Here is a 21,306-nt window from a genome sequence, read left to right as displayed (position 1 = left end):
GGCAGGGGTAAGAGGATTTGAACCTCTGAATGACGGGATCAAAACCCGCTGCCTTACCGCTTGGCTATACCCCTGCAATGTAACTTACTTTGCAACTTACGTTGCGATTTGAAATGGTACGGGGTGAGAGACTTGAACTCTCACATCTTGCGATACTGGAACCTAAATCCAGCGCGTCTACCAATTCCGCCAACCCCGCATTTCAAAAATGGTGGCTACACCGGGACTCGAACCTGGGACCCCATCATTATGAGTGATGTGCTCTAACCAACTGAGCTATGTAGCCTTACCAACCTGCCTGAGCAAGTGGCGCGTATTATGCAAATCTCGTTGACCTACGTCAACCGTTTTTTTATAAAAAAACACACTTTTTAACTGTTTGAACAAACTGTGTTCGATTTGTTGTTAAACTGTCCGTTATAGACCTTATAAAATGGCTTCAAAATCTAATAGGTTAATTATTGAACGTAAACAGTATTTACTGCTCGTTTAGTCGTAACTTTACTTTAAATAACAATAGCCGAGTTATTTTATTAATATGATTTAACTTAAATTTGGTTTAGTTCTTTTTAATAAGCCTATTTAACCAAGCATAGTTTATTACATAAGTATTGTTTGAGCAGAGTAGGTAACTATTATTCATTACTCTTACGTATCATAGATATATGTGGGATATTATCTTCTAAATACATATCTGATGCTGTCACAAAGTCATATTGTTGGTAATAAGCTTCTAAATGCTCCTGAGCCGAAATTTTTATGTCTTGCCCTGGAAAGCTAGTTGCGCAAACTTTTAACGCTTTATCCAATAAAGAGTGACCAAGTTTAGAACCACGAGAATTAGGGGAAACTACAACCCTCCCCATACTAATATAATCATTGTAGCTTGTACCTTTAGGTAAAATGCGGAGATATGCGGCTATCTTATGACTTGAATCTGATTTATTACACTCTTCTTTATTATAAGCAAAAAAGTGCAAGGTTTCTGGATGTCTGTCATGTTCATCAAGTTCAGGGTAATAACAAGCTTGCTCTACCACAAAAACATCAACACGAAGTTTTAATATATCGAAAAGTTCGTTTGTAGATAATTCAGAAAAAGGTTTAGTACACCATGTTAAAGCTGTTTGCATGCAATTTTCCATTTAAGATATTAATTAACCTCAGCTCGGGTTAAGCTATTTTACTCAATAATGCTATTTAAGCGCCTATCTACGTTATTTTTACGCCCAATAGCCAGCTATTGGTTTATAAAAACGCCTTGATAATCACATAAATTTCATCATTGAGAGAGAATTAAGGCCTCTTATGTTTTTAATCTTGATAAAGCTAAAAGATACTACAATAAATCAATGAGTTATTAAATCCATTAACCCGAGTTGAGGTTAATTAAATTGAGATTATCATAAAGGTAGTGATTTTATAAATACAGCGTTAAACGACAGTGGTCGACTAATTTTTGTTAGCATCAGGGTTTTAGCAATATACTCTAGCCTATTGCAAGTAAATTTAACGATGAAGCAAGTAAAAGTAGCTGTTAGAGAAGAATATATTAAGCCGAGTTCAGGTTAAATAATAGATAATAAAAAAAGGCACTAAAAAGTGCCTTTGATGATCATAGCGAAATGAGGTTATTTATTATGTCGCTTTTGTAATACTTCCATAACTTCTGAAAGCTCAACATTCTGATCTTTTAAGAGTACAAGTGTGTGATAAAACAAATCAGCACATTCACCTAAAAAGTCTTCTTTGGTTTCAGCAAGTGCTGCAATAACGACTTCAACACCTTCTTCACCGACTTTTTGAGCAACTTTGTTAGTGCCGCGAGATAATAACTTTGCTGTGTAGCTTTCTTCTACTGGATCATTAGCACGTTTATCAACAAAACGTTCTAAATGACTTAAAAAGTTTTGCTGGCTAAGTTTTTCTTCAGGAAAACATGAAGTTGTATTTAAATGACAAGTAGGACCATTAGGATTAGCAGCAATTAATAAACAGTCTTTATCACAGTCAGCTAATACTTGTTGCACATCTAATGTGTTATTTGAGCTTTCGCCTTTCATCCATAAACGTTGCTTAGAACGACTAAAGAAAGTGGCTTTACCTGACTCTAATGTAGCCTTTAATGCTTCTTGATTCATAAAACCTTGCATTAATACAGCGCCTGTTGCGGCATCTTGAATAATGGCAGGTAATAGGTTGTCCATTTTGTCCCAAGCGAGTTCTTGGCTATTTTCTAATGTAACTAACATATTCTGATCTCAACTTTGTTTTGTTTGAGCATCTCTTTTAAATCAGAGATAGGGATGATGCCTTTATGAAAAACACTGGCAGCTAAAGCTCCGTCTACATCGGCTTGCTGAAATACATCACTAAAATGATCCATTTCACCGGCACCACCTGAAGCAATTAAAGGTACGTTACAAACAGCGCGCGCTTGCTCAAGTTGTTTAATGTCGTAACCTTTTCGAACACCATCTTGGTTCATACAGTTTAAAACAATTTCACCGGCACCTAATTCTTGAACTTTTTTGATCCACTCAAAAGTAGTCCATGATGTTTTTTGTGTACGTGATTCATCGCCTGTAAATTGATAAACTTGATATTCACCTGTTTCTTCATTAAAGAAACTATCGATACCTACCACAACACATTGCTGACCAAATTGATCTGCAAGGCGTGAAATTAATGTAGGATCCATTAAAGCAGGGGAGTTGATGCTAATCTTGTCAGCACCCATTTTTAATATCTGTTGTGCATCTGCTTCAGTTTTAATACCACCAGCCACACAAAACGGTATATCGATTACTTGTGCGATTCGTGTAACCCAGCTTTTGTCTACAACACGACCATCAGCACTTGCTGTAATATCGTAAAAAACTAATTCGTCAGCACCTGCTTTTGCATACTGTTCAGCTAAAGGAACGATGTCACCAATAATTTCATGGTTGCGAAATTTAACACCTTTAACAACTTTACCGTCTTTAACATCAAGACAAGGGATTATTCTTTTAGCGAGCATCAGTAACTCCTTCTAACAAATACATTGGCTAATAAAGGTTTTATTTTGCAGGCCAGCATGCGATTGCCTCTTCTAAAGTAAATTTACCTTCAAGTAATGAACGACCTAAAATAACGCCGCTCACACCTGTTGGAATTAAGGCTTTAATATCGTCTAATGAACCAATGCCTCCTGATGCTTGCCAATCAAGTTCAGGATATTGTGCGCATAACTCGGAGTACATAGTTACGTTTGAGCCTGATAAAGTACCGTCTTTGCTGATGTCTGTACAAAGTACGTGCTTTAAGCCAGCGTCTTGATAGTGTTCTAATAAATCTTCTAGATTAACACCACTGTCTTTTATCCAGCCATGAGTAGGTAAAGTTTTATTACCTTTCTCATCAATTTTAACGTCTAACGCTAAAACAATTTTTTCACCGCCAAACTCTTTGATCCAATCCGCGACTAATTCAGGTTGTTTTATCGCTAAAGAGCCAATAACAACACGATCAGCGCCAACAGCTAATAATTGCTCTACATCTTCTTTACAACGAACACCACCACCTACTTGAATCGTCATGGTTTCGTGGTTTACTAAAGTTTTAAGTAAAGTTAATTGACGTTTAGTTGAATCTTTAGCGCCGTCTAAATCAACAAAGTGCATAACCGTTGCACCTGCTTGTGCGTATAAGTCTTGACGCTCTTTAGCTGTATAAACGTAATTTGTTTTTTGTTGGTAATCGCCTTGGTAAAGACGAACGACTTGACCATCAATAAGGTCTATTGCGGGGATCATCATGCCTTCATCTCCAAGAAATTTTTAATAATTTTACTACCAGCATTACCTGAACGTTCAGGATGAAATTGACAGCCAATGAAGTTGTCTTTCGCTATAGCTGCTGAAAATTCAGTACCATATTCACAAACTGCAGCTGTAAATTCACCGACAGGAACAGCGAAGCTATGAACAAAGTAAAAATAGTCGCCTTTGCTAATATCCTGAAAAACAGGATGGTCGATAACTGAAGTTAGTGTGTTCCAACCCATATGTGGCAAACGCAGACCCGCAGCTTGAAGTGGTTTTACTTGTGTAGGGATCAGATTTAAACAATCAATGATTTCTAACTCGCCAGAAAAGTTACCTTCATGTGAGCTTTCAGTCATTAATTGCATACCTAAACAAAAACCTAAAACAGGTTGAGTTAAGCTTTGAATTGTTGGCGCTAAGTTTTTCTGATGAATATTAGCCATGGCATGTTTAGCATTACCTACACCGGGTAAAATAACTTTGTCGGCTGACTTTATAATGTCGATATCGTCAGTAATTAATGCCTTTAAGCCTATACGTTCAACAGCAAACTTTACTGAAGATAAGTTGGCACAGCCAGTATCTACAATAACGTTTAATTGGCTGTTTAGTTCTGAAGTCACTATAAAGCTCCTTTAGTACTTGGTAATACATCGCCTTTAACTTCAATTGCTTGACGTAATGCGCGGCCAAATACTTTAAATAAGCTTTCTACTTGATGATGACAGTTACCTTCAGTGGTTGATAAGTGAAGAGTAATTGCCATTGCATCAGCTAACGAACGGAAAAAGTGAGAAACCATTTGAGTTGACATAGTGCCAACACGATCATCAGTAAAGTTAGCATCAAAAGCTAACCAAGGACGACCTGATAAATCGATAGAACATTCAGCTCTGCATTCATCCATAGGAAGTACGAAACCAAATCGACCAATACCGCGTTTGTCACCTAAAGCTTCTTTTAGTGCTTGGCCTAGAGCTAAAGCGGTATCTTCTACGCTATGATGTTCATCAATGTGATAATCGCCATCAACACTTACTTGTAAAGAGAAGCCACCGTGAGCTGAAATTTGCTCTAACATATGATCGAAAAATCCTAAGCCTGTTTCGATTTTAGTGCCAACTGGCGTATCTAAATTTACTTCAATGTTAATATCAGTTTCTTTAGTGGTACGAGTTACATTTGCTTTACGAGGTTTAACTAATAATTGTTCAGCAATGTCGTTCCAATTTAATGTTTTAGGGTTGTACTGAATGCCAGTAATACCCATGTTTTCGGCTAATTGAATATCAGTAATACGGTCGCCAATAACATAAGAGTCAGCAAAATTAACTTTACCTTCTTTTAAGTATTCACTTACCATACCTAACTTAGGCTTACGGCATGAACAGTTGTCTTCATCAAAATGAGGGCATAATAAAACGTCATCAAAAACAACACCTTGAGAAGAGAAAATATCCATCATTTTGTTATGAGGTAAATCAAAGTCGCTTTGTGGGTAGCTGTCGGTACCTAAACCATCTTGGTTTGATACCATAACTAAACGGTAGCCTTTACTTTGTAATTTTAATAACACAGGAATTACATTGGGTTCGAATACCAATTTTTCTAAAGTATCTACTTGTTTATCAGTAATAGGTTCTTCTATTAATGTACCATCGCGATCAATAAATAATATGTTTTGTTTTGCCATGTTATTTCTCTGAAACCTCTTGTGACTCGTTCGTTAAGCTAGAATTTGAAGATAAGGCTGCAAAGCCTGCTTCTATGACTTGTCTAAGAGCCATTAATTCTTCTGGGCTACCAATACTAATACGTAAGCAATCAGCTAATTGCGGTTGCTTAGATTGATCTCTAATTAAAATGTTTTTTTCTACTAAAAGATTAAAAATAAAATCTTTATGTGTGGTTTTAAATAACACAAAGTTAGCGTTTGTAGGGAATACCTTGCTACACCACGACTGCTGAGATAACCATGCTGATAAATCTACCGCTAGTGCATTAGTGCTTTCAACTCTTTTAGCTACGCGTGCTAAGTTTTTATTTTGTAATGCTTTACTTGCAAGTTCAGCAACAGGAGCTGAAATTGGGTATGGAGCAATAACTTTACTTAACATAGCAATTACATCGCTATTCGCTAGCGTAAACCCACAGCGTAAACCCGCCAAAGCAAAAGCTTTAGATAAGGTTCTTAAAATAATTAAGTTATCGTATTTAGCTATCCAGCTTGATACTGAAGTATCTTTACAAAACTCAATGTAGGCTTCATCAACTACAACCATAGCTGAATCTTTAAATAGGTTTAATGCTTGCTCTATTTGCTCTTGGGGTAAAATATTCCCCGTAGGGTTACCTGGAGAACATAAAAACACAACTTTAGCATTACCAACTTCTTGCTCAATATTTTTCATATCAAGTTCGTTATTAATTAACGGAACTCGAATAATGCCAGCGCCATGATTTTCAGCACTAATAGCGTACATACCATAAGTGGGTGGGCAAATGAGGATGCTATCTTCATAAGCTTTACAAAAGGTACGAATAATTAATTCAATACCTTCGTCTGCGCCACGTGTCGCTAATATGTTTTCTTTAGGCTGTTGGCTATATTCACTATATGCACTAATAAGTGATACAGGTTGAAAATCAGGGTATCGATTTACACAATCAGCACTGAGTTCATACTCACCTAAGCCAGAAGCTTCATTAGCGTTTAACCAGGTTTTATTGTTAAATTCACCATTGCCCGCATGTAAACGACGTGCTGACTCGTATGGGATCATACTAACCAGTTCATCTCTAGCGAGTTTGTTTACAATTGAGTCAGTCATTATTTATTGTCCACTCTCACTATTAATATCACTATCAGCTTCTAAACGAATCGTTACAGCACGTTGATGAGCATCTAAACCTTCAGCGTCTGTTAATTCAATAATACATTCGGCTAAACTAGCTAAACCAGAGCGCGTTATTTCTTGCACTGTAAAGCGTCGAGAAAAGTCAGCTAAAGACAAGCTGCTGATCACCTTTGAATAACCATAAGTGGGTAGTACATGGTTGGTGCCACTTGCATAATCACCTGCAGATTCAGGGGTGTAAGCACCAACAAATATAGAACCCGCATTACGTAAAATTGAAAGTAATGATGAAGCATTATCCGTTTGAACAATTAAATGCTCTGGACCATATTCATTTGATACTTCAACTGCTTGTTCAATTGTGTCAGTTAAAATTAAGCGGCTTTGTTCAAGAGCAACAGTTGCAATAGAACTGCGGCTTAATAGTGCAACTTGTTTTTGAAGTTCGCCATCAACTGCTGTTAATAAGGTTTTGCTGTTTGAAACTACAATTACTTGGCTATCTGGACCATGTTCAGCTTGTGATAAAAGGTCTGAAGCGATAAAAGCAGGGTTACTGTTTTCATCACCTATCACTAATACTTCTGATGGGCCTGCTGGCATATCAATTGCGAAACCTGGTACTTGTTGTGAAAGCTGTTTTTTAGCTTCAGTTACAAACTTATTACCCGGACCAAATACTTTATTTACAGGTTTAATACTTTCAGTACCGAAAGCTAATGCTGCACAAGCTTGTGCGCCACCTACAGTGTAAATTTCAGTAATTCCACATAAGTTGGCTGCAGCTAATATTTCATTAGCTAATTTTCCGTTTTTATCTGGAGGACAAACTAAAACCGTTCTTTTACAACCTGCGATTTGTGATGGAACACCCAACATTAATACGGTAGAAGGCAAAGGTGCACTTCCTGCCGGAATGTATAAACCAACACTTTCAATCGCTTCCGATTTTAAAACACATTTAACACCTGGTGTTGTTTCTACCGCAACATCTTGATGTTTTTGCGCTTCATGAAAACGTTTAATTTGACCATAAGCTGTTTCAATCGCTTTTAAGCGCTTTGGTGAAAGCGCTTGTTTAGCTTCTAGTACTTGCTTTTGTGATACAGCTAAAGTGTTTAGTGCGATACCGTCAAACTTTTCAGTTAAGTCGTATAACGCTTTATCTCCTTGAGTTTTAACTAAATCAAGGATGCTAGCAACCTGAGCCGACAAGGTTGCACTGTCAGCAATTGCTGGACGAGCCAAAGCTTCTAGCTGTGCTTTTTTGTCAAGTGAAGACCAGTTAACTATTGGGTATTTCATGATTTAGCCCATCATCTTTTCAATTGGCATTACAAGAATAGAACGACAGCCTAATGCTTTCAGATCTTCCATTGTTTCCCAGAAAAATGTTTCTGTAGCTACAACGTGAACAGCAACCATTTCTTCACTACTTGCTAAAGGTAAAATTGTTGGTGTTTCAGTACCTGGCATTAATGTACTTACTTCAGCAATTTTATCTTTTGGTGCGTGAAGCATAATGTATTTGCTTTCTTTCGCTTTCATTACGCCGTGTATACGAGGTAGTAAAGTATCTAAAATCGCTTGTTTTTCTGGGTTCAACGTTTCAGCACGTTGAATTAAAGATGCTTTAGAGCGGAATACTTCAGCAACTTCTTTTAAACCGTTCGCTTCTAACGTAGCACCTGTAGAAACTAAATCACAAATACCGTCAGCTAGGCCAACACGTGGTGCAACTTCAACAGAACCTTTTAACAAACAAAACTCAACGTTAATGCCGTTTTCTTTAGCAAAGCGTTTTAATAGTTGAGGATAAGTTGTAGCAAAGCGTAAGCCGTCTAAACATTTTAAACCTGTGTATTCAAACTCTTCAGGCATGGCAATTGAAAAGCGACAGCCACCAAAGTTTAAGGCAGTAGTACGAATGTAATCATTTTTACTACCGATAAGTCCACGTGATAATTCTTCTTCTTCAAGTGTGTTGTCACCAACAATACCTAAATCACAAACGCCATCCATAATTAAGCCTGGAATGTCGCTACTTCTAACTCGCATGATATCAATAGGCATATTAGCTACATGCGCAAGTAATCTTCGGTCAGATACGTTGATCTTTAATCCACAACGTTTGAATAAAGCTTGTGTATCGTCGCTAAGACGACCTGATTTTTGCATTGCGATGCGTAAACGTGTTTCAGTTGTCATGCTTAAGTCCTATTAATATTTAATTTTTTAATCTTGTTTTTTAGCTCTTTTTGGATAAGAGCTAAACGTAAAAACCCCCGAGAGAGAAGACTCTTTCGGGGGTTTTAGAAACTTTATTTGTTTCGCTCACCACTGAAAGGTCTATAGCCCCCCAGCGAATAAACCTGAGCAGCTAATCGATATGGTGATGATGATGTAAGTTCAGGTTTAAAATCATTATTTTCTCTTTTTTGAAAACATAGTGTTTTCTGTTTAATAATCATTGCGTAGAAACTTCAGTACAGAAATAATTTCGATCTGTTTAATGCGGAGTACAATACTGTTTATTTACTTTCAGGGCAAGAATTATCTTATATCTTGTTATACATTTATGGTCTAACTTATTGACGTGTTTTATAGCTTTTTGTTTTAACCCTTTAGTTTCTCCCTTATAATAAAATTAATATTCCCCTTACTTCAATTCTTCCTCTTTTCATGAATTCAGTTGAACTTGCTTTCTCACAAAATGGTGCCCTAGCGAATGCTATTGATGGCTTTAGTCCTCGACAAGCACAAACTGACATGGCAATTGAAGTGGCGAACTCTATTAAAGGTAAATCTTCATTAATTGTAGAAGCAGGAACCGGTACAGGTAAAACCTTTGCTTATTTAATTCCTGCACTAATCGCGAATAAAGAAGCGGCTGAAAATGATGAGCAGCAAAAAAAGATTATTGTTTCAACAGGAACAAAAAACTTACAAGAACAACTCTTTCATAAAGACTTACCGTTAATTAAGAAATCGCTGGCGACTAAAGCGCAAGTTGCTTTGTTAAAAGGGCGCTCTAACTATTTATGTATTTACCGACTTGATCAATACAAAGAATCAAGAGGGCAGTTAGATGCTGAAAGTTTAGCTGACTTTGTAAAAGTAAGAGAATGGGCAAATGTTACTCATAGCGGTGACATTGGTGAGTTAGTTAATGTTATTGAAAATTCGCCTGTTTTTCCTTTTGTTACAAGCACGGTTGATAACTGTTTAGCGAAAGACTGTCCAAACATTGAGGATTGTTATTTAGTTAAAGCTAGACAAAACGCTATTGATGCCGACTTAGTTGTTGTGAATCATCATTTGTTTTTTGCTGATATGGCATTAAAAGATACAGGCTTTGGTGAGTTGATACCAAAAGCTGACATTATGATTTTTGATGAAGCACATCAAATAGCGGATATTGCCAGTGAATATTTTGGTGAAGCTTTTTCAACTCGCCAGTTGTTAGACTTGTGTACAGACGTTTTGCAAATATATAAAACAACACTCACCGACGTTAAACAATTAGGTAAAGCTGCTGAAAAGCTTTTAAAAACCAGTCAAGAATTTCGGCTGTTATTTAATTATGACCCCGAACGAGGCAATTGGCGTGAGAAGCATCATCAACAACGTTTTGGTCAGGCATTTGCGTCATTAAAAGTTGATTTAGACTTTCTTTATCAAGTGATTAAGTTATGTGCTTCTCGTAATGAAGCTATCGATCATTGTTTTGAACGTGCGGTTACCCTGTTAGCGCAATACGACATTATGGTTGATGTTGATGCTTTAGGGATGAGCTTTTGGTATGAAACAACACCAAGGCATGTGGTACTTCATAAAACACCGCTTTCAGTTGCTGATAAATTTAGTGCTTATGTGGAAGAGTCGGGAGCCGGTTGGATTTTTACTTCTGCAACCTTAGCTGTTGATGGTAAGTTTGAACATTTTTCTCAACACTTAGGATTGAATAAAGCTCGTCACTTATTACTTGAAAGCCCTTTTGATTACCAAGAGCAATCACAGCTTGTAGTACCCAGATACCTGCCTGAAGCGAACGATAAAAACCGATCTAAGGTGTTGGCTCAAATTGCATTACCTTTAATTGAAGCAAGTGAAGGCGCTTGTTTTATGTTGTTTACAAGTTATCGCGTGATGCACCAAGTGGCAGAATTACTTTCTGAATTGATAGAAAACCCTTTGTTAGTTCAAGGACAGATGGGTAAAAGAAAGTTACTTGAAGAATTCGTTGAACAAAAACGTGCGGTGCTCTTAGCTACGGCAAGTTTCTGGGAAGGTGTTGATGTCAGAGGAAATAGCTTAACTTGTGTTATTATCGACAAGTTACCTTTTGCTTCGCCTGATGATCCTTTATTACAAGCCAGGAATGAAGATACAAAACGTAGAGGTGGTGAACCATTCTCGCAAATACAGCTGCCACAAGCGGTGATCGCTTTAAAGCAAGGCGTTGGTCGTTTAATACGTGATGTAAGTGATAAAGGTGTTTTGGTTATTTGTGATAATCGATTAGTTAATAAACCTTACGGTGAAGTGTTTTTAAATAGCTTGCCAGCAATGAAACGTACAAGAAATATAGAACAAGCCGCCGACTTTTTGAAAAGCTTAAATCATAAAGCTTAGCGCTTAATAAGATTGTTAATAGAGAAATGAAATGAGTGAAAAAAATTATTTAGTCATTGATGCTTCAACAGAAGCTTGTTCAGTGGCTTTACTGTATCAAGGTAAAACTTCAAGTTTGTATGAGTTATGTCCACAATCTCATAGTTTGCGCTTATTGCCTATGATAGATGAGTTATTAACAACTGCCGATTGTAAGTTACAAAACTTAGACGGTATTATTTTTGGGCAAGGTCCAGGAAGTTTTACAGGTGTAAGAATAGGGATTGGTGTAACTCAAGGTTTAGCTTTTTCAGCTAACTTGCCTGTGGTTGGTGTTTCAACTTTACAAGCTATGGCTCAGCAAGCATTGAATGAACATGGTGAAACTCGTGTTGTGTCAGCAATAGATGCTCGCATGAGTGAAGTTTATACCGGTTATTATGAAGCGGATAGTAATAACATTATGCAACCTAAAACAGCAGAGAGTGTATTAGCGCCTGAGCTTGTTAAACAACACTATATCGATAAGGTAAACTTAGATCTTGCCGACTTGCCTTATGGTGTTGGTACGGGCTGGGAAGCTTATAAAAATGATCTTGCTGATTTAAAGTCGAATACTGGCGAGCCAGAAATATTATTCCCTCATGCACAAGCTATGTTATTTATTGGGCAACATGCTTTTGAACAAAATAAAGGTGTCGAAGCTGAGCATGCACAACCAGTTTACGTGCGCGACACTGTGTCTTGGAAGAAACTTCCTGGAAAATAGACTATAGTATTTATTACTTGGTTAATCAGAAACTAAATTAAATTTAGTTTTATACTTGGTTAATATTTGTTAAATTAGAACCTATGAACATTAATGACTCAACATATTCAAATCTAACATTGCGATCTGCACAAGGTACGCAAGGTGTTAGTAAAGCTAATCAACAGGCCTTTGTTAAGCCTGTTGCGCCTGCTGTTGATGAAAATAATTCAAGTAATCAAAGTGAAAACTTAGGTCAAAACAAGACACGTTTTGAAGTAAGTGAACAAGCTATTGCGTTTCTGGAAGAGCAAAACGCAGCACAATCTGAGTCATCAGGCTCGGTTATTGCGCTTCGTGATAATTCCAATTCTTCTGCTAATAGTGGTTATGTTCAAGGCGAGCAATCAAATGGTAATGCTCAATATGATCAACCATCACAACAAAACTTATCTGCTGTAGCGGCTTATGAGTCTGTTGATAACATTGCTCAAAGAGAAAATATAAAACAATTCTTCGGCGTTAATCTATTTGCCTAATACTCTAAAAAGTTCTCCTGGCTTTTTGAATAAATATCAATTCTGGGTGTTTATTCTGGTGGCTATTATATTCATACAACTTCCTATTATTTCTGTACCTTTTAAATGGTTAGAAAGCTATTTTCATGAAATAAGCCATGGTATTGCAGCATTGTTAACTGGCGGCACTGTTGTTCAAATTGAATTGTTTCCTAACGGTTCTGGCTTGTGTACCACTCGTGGCGGTTTTAGCTTATTCATTAGTTTTATGGGGTATGCTGGCGCAATTATGTGGGGATATTTAATTTATTCTATTGCTTCAATTAATCAAAAAATAGCTAAGGTTGCATCAGGACTTATTATTACGCTTATTTTTAGCTCTTTAGTTTTTTGGGTAAGAGATTTATTAACTGTACTTATTCTTTTGGTTGTCTTGTGTATTTTTTTCTTACAATTTAAGCTACCTAAAATAGGTTATTTGCAAAAATTATTGAAATTTACAGGTATTATGGTGTTATTGAACAGTCTGTTAAGTCCGCTTTATTTACTTGATGGACGCTCTATTGGTGATGGGGCTCGTTTAGCTGAAATAACCTTTATACCTGAAATTGTTTGGGTGATAATCTGGTCTATTATGGCTGTGTTCAGCTTGTTTTTATTAAGCAAAAAATCTTGAACATCCTTTAAATAACCACCATCGACTTAAATAGATTAGTTAAGTAACAGACATAGAGAGAATTTATCATGACAAAATATTTGCTTATATCGTGCGTTTTATTCTTAACTGCATGTTCTTCAATACCTGAAAAATTAGAGTTACCTGAAAATACAAATTCAGTAGAGTTTTCAAAAGCACAATCACCAGAAACTAATTTTGTAGGTGAAAAAGCACGTTGGGGTGGAGTTATTGCTTCTATCCAAAACAATGCCGAAACCACGATGTTAGAAATTGTTAACTTTCCTTTAACTGGGAATTTAAAACCTAAAAAAGGTGATGAAACTTTAGGGCGTTTTAGAGTGTATTTTAACGGTTTATTAGATCCTGTTATTTATAAGGCTGGTAGAAGTATTACGGCTGTGGGTACAATATCTGAATTCGAAAATGGTAAGATAGGTGAGCATGAATACAGCTTTCCAGTACTCAAGGATGCTAGCGTTCACTTATGGAAAAAAATACAGAATGTTAATGTAACGGCAATTCGTCAACCATACTGGTTTCATAATGATCCGTATTTTTGGGGAAGTTCGCGTTATAACTATAATCGACCAGTGATTATTCGTTCTTCTAGTTCAGTAAGTAAATCTTCTAGTAAATCACAGGTATCTTCTAGCAAGAAGTAACTATATTTAGTATTAATAGTTAACTTTAAGCTGAAATAATTCTAGGCATAGTTACATAAAACTTATGGCTCATTCAGAACTTAACGTACAAGAAGTGGTTTATAATACAGCCACTTCTAACATTAGTGCGCTTACCTTTAATCAAAATCCAAACATTAAAAATCCGAAAAACATTATACTTTTTTTACATGGCTGGTTAGATAATGCAGCGAGTTTTATACCTCTTTTTGAACACTTAAAAGTTGATGATGGTAATGGGTGTCAAATTGTTGCCATAGATTTACCCGGTCATGGAGCTTCGTCCCACAAAAGTGCTGACGCTCATTATCATTTTGTCGATTGGGTTTACGATATACTAATACTGTTTGAAGCTAATGATTGGACTGATGTTCATATTGTTGGGCATTCAATGGGTGGAATGATTGGCTCGGCTTTCGCCTCAGCGTTTCCTGAAAAGGTAAAGTCTTTAACGTTAATTGATTCTATTGGTATGATTTACTCTGATGAAAAAGACAGTACGTCATTGTTACGTAAAGGTATGTTAAATCGGTTAAAGAAAACTTCAGAGAGTAAAACTAAGCTATCGATAGAACGAGCAACTAAAGCGCGCATGCTAATATCTGATCTTGAGTATAAACATGCAGAAATAATTATTTCTCGAAATATTTCTGTAGAGGGCGATTTACATCAATGGCGCTCTGACCGGAAACTGAATCGTGTTTCTCCTTATCGTTTTACCTTAGCGCAATGTAAACAGTTAGTGTCAGATATCAAAGCACCTGTACAACTAATATACGGTAGCAAAGGATTGGTTTTTATTAGAAAAGGAATTGACGTATATTCCTCTTTAATGCCTTGCAAAAAAATAGTTGAACTTGAAGGTGGTCACCATGTTCATATGGAAAAACCAGCAGAAACAGCTAAGCTAATTAATGAGTTCATTTTATCTCTATAAATTAGAGTAAAAGCGGCGAAATACTCTAATTTGGCATAAAATATACTAATTAGGTATGAATTAACTGGAATGACCAGTTGAAATTTGATAAAACGTAAAACATATCAAACCTCCAATATAAATATTACAAAAATAGGGTGCGCGTTGTGAGTAAAATTTGGCTTGAAAAAAGTTATCCTCCAAAACTTCCATTTGAAATCGATCCCGATAAATATTCTTCTCTCGTTCAAATGTTTAATAAATACTGTGGTCTTTATCATGATCGTACCGCTTTTATTAATATGGGTGCAAAAATCAGCTACAAAGAATTAGCTGAACAATCTGAAGCTTTTGCTGCATATTTACAGCAAGACTTAGGTTTAGTAAAAGGCGACAAATTTGCCATTATGACACCTAATTGTTTGCAGTATCCCATTGCACTATTTGGTGCATTAATGGCTGGATTAACCATAGTAAATGTTAACCCTTTATATACCGCTCGAGAGCTAGAACATCAGTTAAAAGATTCAGACACTAAAGCCATTTTAATTATTGAAAACTTTGCTGGCACATTAGCGGATGTTGTTGATAAAACAAATGTTAAACACGTAATTTTAACGTCATTAGGTGATCGATTAGGTCTAGTGAAAGGTGCTGTAGTTAATTTTGCTGTTAAGTATGTTAAGAAAATGGTGCCACCTTTCAAGCTTTCAAATACATTACGTTTTAATAAAGTATTAGCTGAAGGCGCCAAAAGAACATTTAAACCTGTTGAAATTAACGGTCAAGATCTCGCTTTATTACAATATACCGGTGGAACAACTGGTGTATCTAAAGGCGCTATGCTTACACATCGCAATATGGTTGCTAATTTAGAACAAGCCAAAGCTGCGATTAAGCCATTGTTCACCGGAACTGAAGAAATTATTGTTACTGCTTTACCTCTTTATCATATCTTCGCCTTAACAGCTAACTGCCTTACATTTGTAACCTTAGGAGGCACTAACTTACTGATCACAAATCCGAGAGATATGCCTGCGTTTGTAAAAGAATTGGGCAAACATAAGTTTAGTGCTATTACAGGGGTAAATACCTTATTTAATGGCTTACTGAACACTCCTGGTTTTAAAGATTTAGACTTTAGTCATTTAAAAATGTCGATGGGTGGTGGTATGGCAGTACAACGACCTGTTGCTGAAAAATGGCAACAAGTAACTTCGGTATTATTACTTGAAGGTTACGGATTAACTGAATGTGCTCCTATGGTGACCTTAAGCCCTTACACTCAAAAAGAATATGATGGCACTATAGGTTTACCTGCTTCATCTACAGATGTAAAAGTAATGGATGAACAAGGTCAAGAAGTTGCAATAGGTGAGCCGGGAGAAATGTGGGTAAAAGGACCACAGGTGATGGCGGGTTATTATAACCGTCCAGAAGCAACGGCTGAAATATTAAAAGATGGTTGGCTCGCAACAGGTGATATTGCCTGTATGGACGAAAATGGATATTTCAAAATTGTAGATCGTAAAAAAGACATGATTATTGTTTCTGGTTTCAACGTTTTTCCTAATGAAATTGAAGAAGTTGTGATGATGCATCCAGGTGTACTTGAAGTTGCTGCTGTAGGCGTTAGTGATGCTGATGGTGATGAGAGAGTAAAAATATTTGTTGTGTTAAAAGACAAGAAAGTTACAGAGAAAGAACTTGTTGCACATTGCCGTGAAAATCTAACTAACTACAAAGTTCCTAAATTAGTTGAGTTTAGGGATGATTTACCTAAAACCAATGTAGGTAAAATATTACGAAGAGAATTACGCTAGTTATACTCTTTTAAGTTGTTATGAGGCCCTAATGTTTAAAAGTATTAGGGCTTTTTTATTGCTAAAATTAATAGTTAAACAATATTGTATTTTACATAATCTTAACTCTGGCTTTTATTAGAATCCATCTTTGAATATTTGTCGCAAATATTGAGTAAAACTTGCTAAAAGTTCCCCTAACGACTTTACTTTAGTTTTATGTTTCTCACCACGAAGTTGATTATTATGACTATTTATCTTTTCTATAGAAAAAGGAATTTAATTGGCAAACCTTAAAAAATTCTTAAAACATATTCTTGATTCCGTTACTGACCATATTGTGGTTATCGATTCAGCAGGAGAAATCCAATACGTTAATAAAAGCTGGTCAAACTTTGGAAGTGATAACAATTGTAATTCTAGCTCTAACTGGGTTGGGGTTAATTATTTAGCTGAATGTGATAAAGCATCTAAAATGGGAGATAGTTTTGGCTTACAAGCAGCAAAAGGTATAAGAAGTCTAATAAATAGAGAAACTACACTTTTTTATTTTGAATATCCCTGTCATAGTCCATCCGAAGAAAGATGGTTTATGATGCGTGTAACCCCTTTTCAATTAGAGATGAACTCCTACTTTGTTGTTTCTCATCAAAATATTACAGAAAGAAAGTTAGCTGAAGAGGAGGTCAGTAATTTAGCTCGAATAGATGGATTGACGGGGATCCCCAATCGGAGAACCTTTGATGAGTTCCTGCATAATGAGTGGCGGCGATGTGGAAGATTAAAAAAGAAATTATGTTTGGCTATTATTGATTTAGACTATTTCAAATTACTAAATGATACATCTGGGCATCAAGCTGGCGATTCATGTTTAGTGAAAATAGGTGAAATTCTTAAGGAGTTTTCTAATCGACCTGGAGACCTTTGCGCTCGCTATGGTGGAGATGAATTTGTATTAGTTTTAGGAGACACTTCAATTCAACAAGCTGAGCAATTATTAAATAAGTTATTAAAAAGAATTGCTGCTTTACATATTGCAAATAAAAGCTCTCCCGTAGATGATTATTTAACATTAAGTATAGGTGTAGCAGAGGCTACACCTTATAGAGCCAATAAAGAAAGCCAGTTACTCTGTGAAGCAGACCAAGCACTCTATCAAGCCAAAAGCAAAGGGCGTAATAGGGTGGAAAGTAAACATTCTTAATACTCGTTGTTTTGACAATAACTGAGTTTTATTGAGCGTTAATAACTTGCCCATTAACATCAACACTGTCATTACACATTAAATAAACGTAAGCAGGCATAATATCAGCAGGATAAGCAACAGTTTTTGCGTCTTCACCAGGGTAAGCAACAGATCTCATCTTTGTATTTGTAGCTCCAGGATTAATAGCATTGGTGCGAACTGAAGTTGTATCGTACTCATCAGCAATGACTTGCATCATTCCTTCAATAGCAAACTTAGATACGCTATATGCACCCCAGTAAGCTTTACCTTTATTACCAACACCAGATGATGTAAAAACTAAAGATGAATCAGGGGTTGTTTGAAGCAGAGGAAGTAGGGCTTGTGCAAGTAAGTATTGTGAATTTACATTCACTTGCATTACATCATTCCATATTTGTTCATGAATTTGTGCAAAAGGTGATAGCTCACCCAACATGGCAGCATTCAACAAGGCACCATTAAGTCGACCAAACTGACTTTTAATGGTTGACACCATATCTAGATAGTTTTGTTTGGTTGCGCCTTTTAAGTCTAAAGGAATAATTGCAGGTTCAGGGGAACCTTGTTCTACTATTGCATCGTATACAGCTTCTAACTTTTGGGTTGTTTTACCCAGTAAAATAACTGTAGCGCCTAAGCTCGCATAAGTAAGAGCTGCTTTTTTACCAATACCGTCTCCGGCGCCAGTAACTAAAATAACTTTATTCGCTAGAGCATTAGCATCAAATTTAAAATCAAACATAATCAATTAGAAGGTAGTAGAAATAGAGTGTGAATTCTACTCTGAGCAGAGCAAACAAACGAGTAAAAGTTGAATTAAAAATGATAAACTAAGTGTTATTTTAAGAAACAACTAGCACAAAGACATTTCTTAGGTTAAGTTTAACTGGTCGAACAAGTTATATTTTAGCCACAAAAACTATCAAAAAATGGCTAAGTTTACTACAACTTTATATACGAAAGAATTGTTCTGGGGAGAATTAATGAAAAAATTATTATTAAGTGTCACTATCGCCGGTGTTTTGGGTTTAGCTGGCTGCGATAGCGAATCAATCAAAGACGTCCAACAAAGCGTCGAAAGCAATAACTCAGGTATTAAAGCTTCTGCACGTGTTGTTTTTGACCCCACCAATGGTGATTTATCTGTTCCTAACGATTTATTATTTTCAGAGACAACAGATGGCACTTTAAATATGCCAACAGAAAGTGATGAAGATGGAAACCTTCTTGAATCACCAAACTACTATGATCCATCTACAACTCTAGGCGCTTTAGATGGGTGGTCTACAGTTAATCCATTTGTTCTAAGTATTGATTTTCCTACAGGGACATCTTTAGATGCTGATTCTGTTGTTGGAGGCGTTCAAGTTTTTGAAGCGATCATGGGCGGTGACGCAAATGATGCTGACTGTACAAGTGTAACAAGAGGCTTAGCTTGTAAAATAGTTGCACAACTTACTTTTGGTGTGGATTATTTTACACAAAAGTCTGGTGATAGTGTTGCAATAGTTCCTTTGAAGCCTTTAAAAGCAGAAACAACTTATTTAGTTGCCTTAACTGATGCTTTGAAAGATAGCAACGGTCAAGCGATTGCTGGTTCATCAACTTATGAACTCGTGCGCCAAGATATTGCGACTCATCCCTTAGCTACAGAAGCCCAGTTAGGTTTACAGGCTGTTATCAATAGCTTTGAAAAGGTTATTGTAAATGAAGGTATTGACGCTGATTCATTGATTTACACCATGGCGATGACTACTCAATCAACCACTAGAGTATTAGATACACTGAAAGGCTTAATGGCTGCTAATTTGGCTGCTGGTGGAACACCTCCTGTTATTACTATTGATCCTTCTGGGGCTACAGTAAACCAAGTGTTTTTATCACAAGGTCTAAGTCTATCTGCAGATTTACAAGCACTATATTCGACAGCTAACTATCATACTGGTTCAGTAGAATTACCTTATTACTTGGGGGTTCCCAGTGCAGATAATCCTCAAGCACCAGTTAATTCTTGGTGGGAAGCGCGTTGTGATTCAGGAGCAACATTACTTGGTTTAGCTGCTGTAAATCCAGATGCGATACCTGCAGATGCATTAGATGCTAACGACGGCTTTTGTATGGCTGTTGGTCTAAGAGATTTGAGTAGTGCATTTCCTGTTGATACTCAACGTCATTTAACTAAATTTAATCCTATCCCTATAGCTCAAGCTGAGATGAATATTGATGTGCAAATGACAACGCCTGTTGTCTCACCTGTAACTGATGCTGTTCGTGCTAGCTTTGGTTTACCTGCTTTAGTAGCACCTGCTGATGGTTGGCCTGTTGTTATGTTGCAACATGGTATTACCTCTAAAAAAGAAGATATGCTTGCGATATCAGGTTTATTATCAACGTTTGGCTTTGCTACGATAGCAATAGATCATCCATTGCATGGTAGCCGAGGTTTTGACTTAGATCCTACTCAAGATGGTGATGAAATTAATGCATCAACGGTTTCTGCTACTCATTACATGAATTTAGCGAGTTTATTAACAACACGTGACAATTTACGTCAGAGTACTATTGATACCTTAGGTTTACGTTTAGGATTGAATGCAGTTGTGGGAGCAAATATTGATACTTCTGAAGTTCATTATTTAGGACATTCTTTAGGTGCTATAACAGGTGTTAACTTTGTTGCTCTGGCTAATACTTCTATTAACCCTGCTTTAGATGATATGTTTAAAGTGACGTCTAACTCTCTTGCAATGCCGGGTACTATGGTAGCAAACTTCTTATTAGAATCACCTGCATTTGGAGACTTGATAAAAGCTACATTAACTATGGCGCAATCAACAGATTTCCAAAGTTTTGTATCAGCAAACTTTCCTGATGCTACGGAAGCTGAGCTTGCACAAGCTTATACCTTGTTTTATGCAAATCTGACTGAAGAACAACAAGCATCTTTAGATAGTGTTTTCTCTCAATTCATTTTTGCTGCACAAACAGTGACAGATTCTGGAGATCCTGTTAATTACGCAGTTCAAATGGCAACAACACAAACACCAACGCATTTAATTGAAGTGGTGGGTGATGGTGGAACTAATCTATCTGACCAAGTAATACCTAATAGTATTTCAACTTCACCATTAGGTGGAACTGAAGGTGCTATCGCCTTATTAGGTTTACCTAGCGTAAGCACTACTGCAGCAGGTTCAGGAGCTGTGCGTTTCTTAAATGGTCATCATGCTTCAATATTATCACCAGATGTACGTGATGAAGCGCCAGATGTCGCTTTAACTGGAGCTGCAACACAAGAAATGCAATCTCAAGTAACGGGTTTCTTTGCCACTAAAGGCACAGTCATTAATGTTACCAATACAGCTGTTGTACAATAAGTTGTAATAAAGAGATGTACACTGTTCTTGTTTGTTAATCAGTAAATTTATGCTGTAATAACATAACAAAGAGCTAT

Annotated in this window: 19 protein-coding genes, 3 tRNA genes and 1 other annotated feature; of the genes, 9 read left to right on the top strand and 13 right to left on the bottom strand. The window is 36.6% G+C overall.

Translation table 11 applies throughout. The features are described 5' to 3' along the window. Positions 1 to 2: 2 nt before the first annotated feature. The 12 genes from Q5N69_RS11055 to hisG all read right to left on the bottom strand — a co-directional run bounded on the left by Q5N69_RS11055 (position 3) and on the right by hisG (position 8,875). A tRNA-Gln gene (locus tag Q5N69_RS11055) sits at positions 3 to 74 on the bottom strand. Between the two features lie 40 nt (positions 75 to 114). After that, positions 115 to 199 (bottom strand) — tRNA-Leu (locus Q5N69_RS11050). A gap of 10 nt (positions 200 to 209) precedes the next feature. Beyond that, positions 210 to 286 (bottom strand) — tRNA-Met (locus Q5N69_RS11045). 349 nt (positions 287 to 635) lie between these two features. Continuing rightward, on the bottom strand, positions 636 to 1,133 hold the full coding sequence (locus Q5N69_RS11040) for a GNAT family N-acetyltransferase (RefSeq protein ID WP_304368975.1): 498 nt from the start codon (positions 1,131 to 1,133) through the stop codon (positions 636 to 638). A 498-nt stretch (positions 1,134 to 1,631) separates the two neighbouring features. Next, positions 1,632 to 2,252, bottom strand: coding sequence for a bifunctional phosphoribosyl-AMP cyclohydrolase/phosphoribosyl-ATP diphosphatase HisIE (gene hisIE / locus Q5N69_RS11035; protein WP_304368974.1), 621 nt, complete (start codon positions 2,250 to 2,252; stop codon positions 1,632 to 1,634). Beyond that, positions 2,246 to 3,022 carry an imidazole glycerol phosphate synthase subunit HisF gene (gene hisF / locus Q5N69_RS11030; RefSeq protein ID WP_304368973.1) on the bottom strand — a complete coding sequence of 259 codons (777 nt, stop codon included), beginning with the start codon at positions 3,020 to 3,022 and terminating at the stop codon, positions 2,246 to 2,248. Before hisF ends, hisIE begins: the two co-directional genes overlap by 7 nt. Positions 3,023 to 3,062: 40 nt before the next feature. Next, a complete protein-coding gene (gene hisA / locus Q5N69_RS11025) occupies positions 3,063 to 3,800 on the bottom strand; it encodes a 1-(5-phosphoribosyl)-5-[(5-phosphoribosylamino)methylideneamino]imidazole-4-carboxamide isomerase (protein WP_304368972.1) in 738 nt (245 codons plus the stop codon). Next, positions 3,797 to 4,432: an imidazole glycerol phosphate synthase subunit HisH gene (hisH, locus tag Q5N69_RS11020; RefSeq protein ID WP_304368971.1), complete on the bottom strand. Its 636-nt coding sequence runs from the start codon at positions 4,430 to 4,432 to the stop codon at positions 3,797 to 3,799. Before hisH ends, hisA begins: the two co-directional genes overlap by 4 nt. After that, positions 4,432 to 5,502 (bottom strand): bifunctional histidinol-phosphatase/imidazoleglycerol-phosphate dehydratase HisB, encoded by a 1,071-nt coding sequence (gene hisB, locus Q5N69_RS11015; RefSeq protein ID WP_304368970.1) that lies wholly within the window; start codon positions 5,500 to 5,502, stop codon positions 4,432 to 4,434. Before hisB ends, hisH begins: the two co-directional genes overlap by 1 nt. 1 nt (position 5,503) lies before the next feature. Next, positions 5,504 to 6,640 carry a histidinol-phosphate transaminase gene (gene hisC / locus Q5N69_RS11010; protein WP_304368969.1) on the bottom strand — a complete coding sequence of 379 codons (1,137 nt, stop codon included), beginning with the start codon at positions 6,638 to 6,640 and terminating at the stop codon, positions 5,504 to 5,506. Between the two features lie 3 nt (positions 6,641 to 6,643). Further along, positions 6,644 to 7,972: a histidinol dehydrogenase gene (gene hisD, locus Q5N69_RS11005; protein ID WP_304368968.1), complete on the bottom strand. Its 1,329-nt coding sequence runs from the start codon at positions 7,970 to 7,972 to the stop codon at positions 6,644 to 6,646. Positions 7,973 to 7,975: 3 nt separating this feature from the next. Then, positions 7,976 to 8,875 carry an ATP phosphoribosyltransferase gene (hisG, locus tag Q5N69_RS11000; RefSeq protein WP_304368967.1) on the bottom strand — a complete coding sequence of 300 codons (900 nt, stop codon included), beginning with the start codon at positions 8,873 to 8,875 and terminating at the stop codon, positions 7,976 to 7,978. A 65-nt stretch (positions 8,876 to 8,940) separates the two neighbouring features. Next, positions 8,941 to 9,072 (bottom strand) — a sequence feature (His leader region). A gap of 277 nt (positions 9,073 to 9,349) precedes the next feature. On the opposite strand from hisG, the gene Q5N69_RS10995 reads away from it, so the two are divergent. From Q5N69_RS10995 to Q5N69_RS10960, 8 genes are all read left to right on the top strand, one after another. Continuing rightward, positions 9,350 to 11,302, top strand: coding sequence for an ATP-dependent DNA helicase (locus tag Q5N69_RS10995; RefSeq protein WP_304368966.1), 1,953 nt, complete (start codon positions 9,350 to 9,352; stop codon positions 11,300 to 11,302). A gap of 31 nt (positions 11,303 to 11,333) precedes the next feature. Beyond that, on the top strand, positions 11,334 to 12,050 hold the full coding sequence (gene tsaB / locus Q5N69_RS10990) for a tRNA (adenosine(37)-N6)-threonylcarbamoyltransferase complex dimerization subunit type 1 TsaB (RefSeq protein WP_304368965.1): 717 nt from the start codon (positions 11,334 to 11,336) through the stop codon (positions 12,048 to 12,050). Positions 12,051 to 12,133: 83 nt separating this feature from the next. Beyond that, complete coding sequence (locus Q5N69_RS10985) at positions 12,134 to 12,568, top strand: hypothetical protein (protein ID WP_304368964.1); 435 nt, start codon at positions 12,134 to 12,136, stop codon at positions 12,566 to 12,568. 58 nt (positions 12,569 to 12,626) lie between these two features. Continuing rightward, positions 12,627 to 13,223 (top strand): M50 family metallopeptidase, encoded by a 597-nt coding sequence (locus Q5N69_RS10980; RefSeq protein WP_304368963.1) that lies wholly within the window; start codon positions 12,627 to 12,629, stop codon positions 13,221 to 13,223. A 68-nt stretch (positions 13,224 to 13,291) separates the two neighbouring features. Next, positions 13,292 to 13,888: a Slp family lipoprotein gene (locus Q5N69_RS10975; RefSeq protein ID WP_304368962.1), complete on the top strand. Its 597-nt coding sequence runs from the start codon at positions 13,292 to 13,294 to the stop codon at positions 13,886 to 13,888. A 64-nt stretch (positions 13,889 to 13,952) separates the two neighbouring features. Further along, a complete protein-coding gene (locus tag Q5N69_RS10970; RefSeq protein ID WP_304368961.1) occupies positions 13,953 to 14,843 on the top strand; it encodes an alpha/beta fold hydrolase in 891 nt (296 codons plus the stop codon). Between the two features lie 146 nt (positions 14,844 to 14,989). Continuing rightward, on the top strand, positions 14,990 to 16,645 hold the full coding sequence (fadD, locus tag Q5N69_RS10965) for a long-chain-fatty-acid--CoA ligase FadD (protein WP_304368960.1): 1,656 nt from the start codon (positions 14,990 to 14,992) through the stop codon (positions 16,643 to 16,645). A gap of 262 nt (positions 16,646 to 16,907) precedes the next feature. Further along, positions 16,908 to 17,828 (top strand): sensor domain-containing diguanylate cyclase, encoded by a 921-nt coding sequence (locus tag Q5N69_RS10960; RefSeq protein ID WP_304368959.1) that lies wholly within the window; start codon positions 16,908 to 16,910, stop codon positions 17,826 to 17,828. A gap of 28 nt (positions 17,829 to 17,856) precedes the next feature. Here Q5N69_RS10960 and Q5N69_RS10955 read toward each other — a convergent pair whose 3' ends face one another. Continuing rightward, positions 17,857 to 18,594, bottom strand: coding sequence for a YciK family oxidoreductase (locus Q5N69_RS10955; RefSeq protein ID WP_304368958.1), 738 nt, complete (start codon positions 18,592 to 18,594; stop codon positions 17,857 to 17,859). A gap of 241 nt (positions 18,595 to 18,835) precedes the next feature. Here Q5N69_RS10955 and Q5N69_RS10950 point away from each other — a divergent pair, with 241 nt between their 5' ends. Then, positions 18,836 to 21,229, top strand: a complete 2,394-nt coding sequence (locus Q5N69_RS10950) for a VolA/Pla-1 family phospholipase (RefSeq protein ID WP_304368957.1) — start codon at positions 18,836 to 18,838, stop codon at positions 21,227 to 21,229. Positions 21,230 to 21,306: the final 77 nt, after the last annotated feature.

The sequence above is a fragment of the Pseudocolwellia sp. AS88 genome (assembly GCF_030551755.1).
Classification (GTDB): Bacteria; Pseudomonadota; Gammaproteobacteria; order Enterobacterales; family Alteromonadaceae; genus Pseudocolwellia.
The sequence above is the reverse complement of the archived record's forward strand: the minus strand, read 5'-3'. Positions and strand labels throughout refer to the sequence as shown.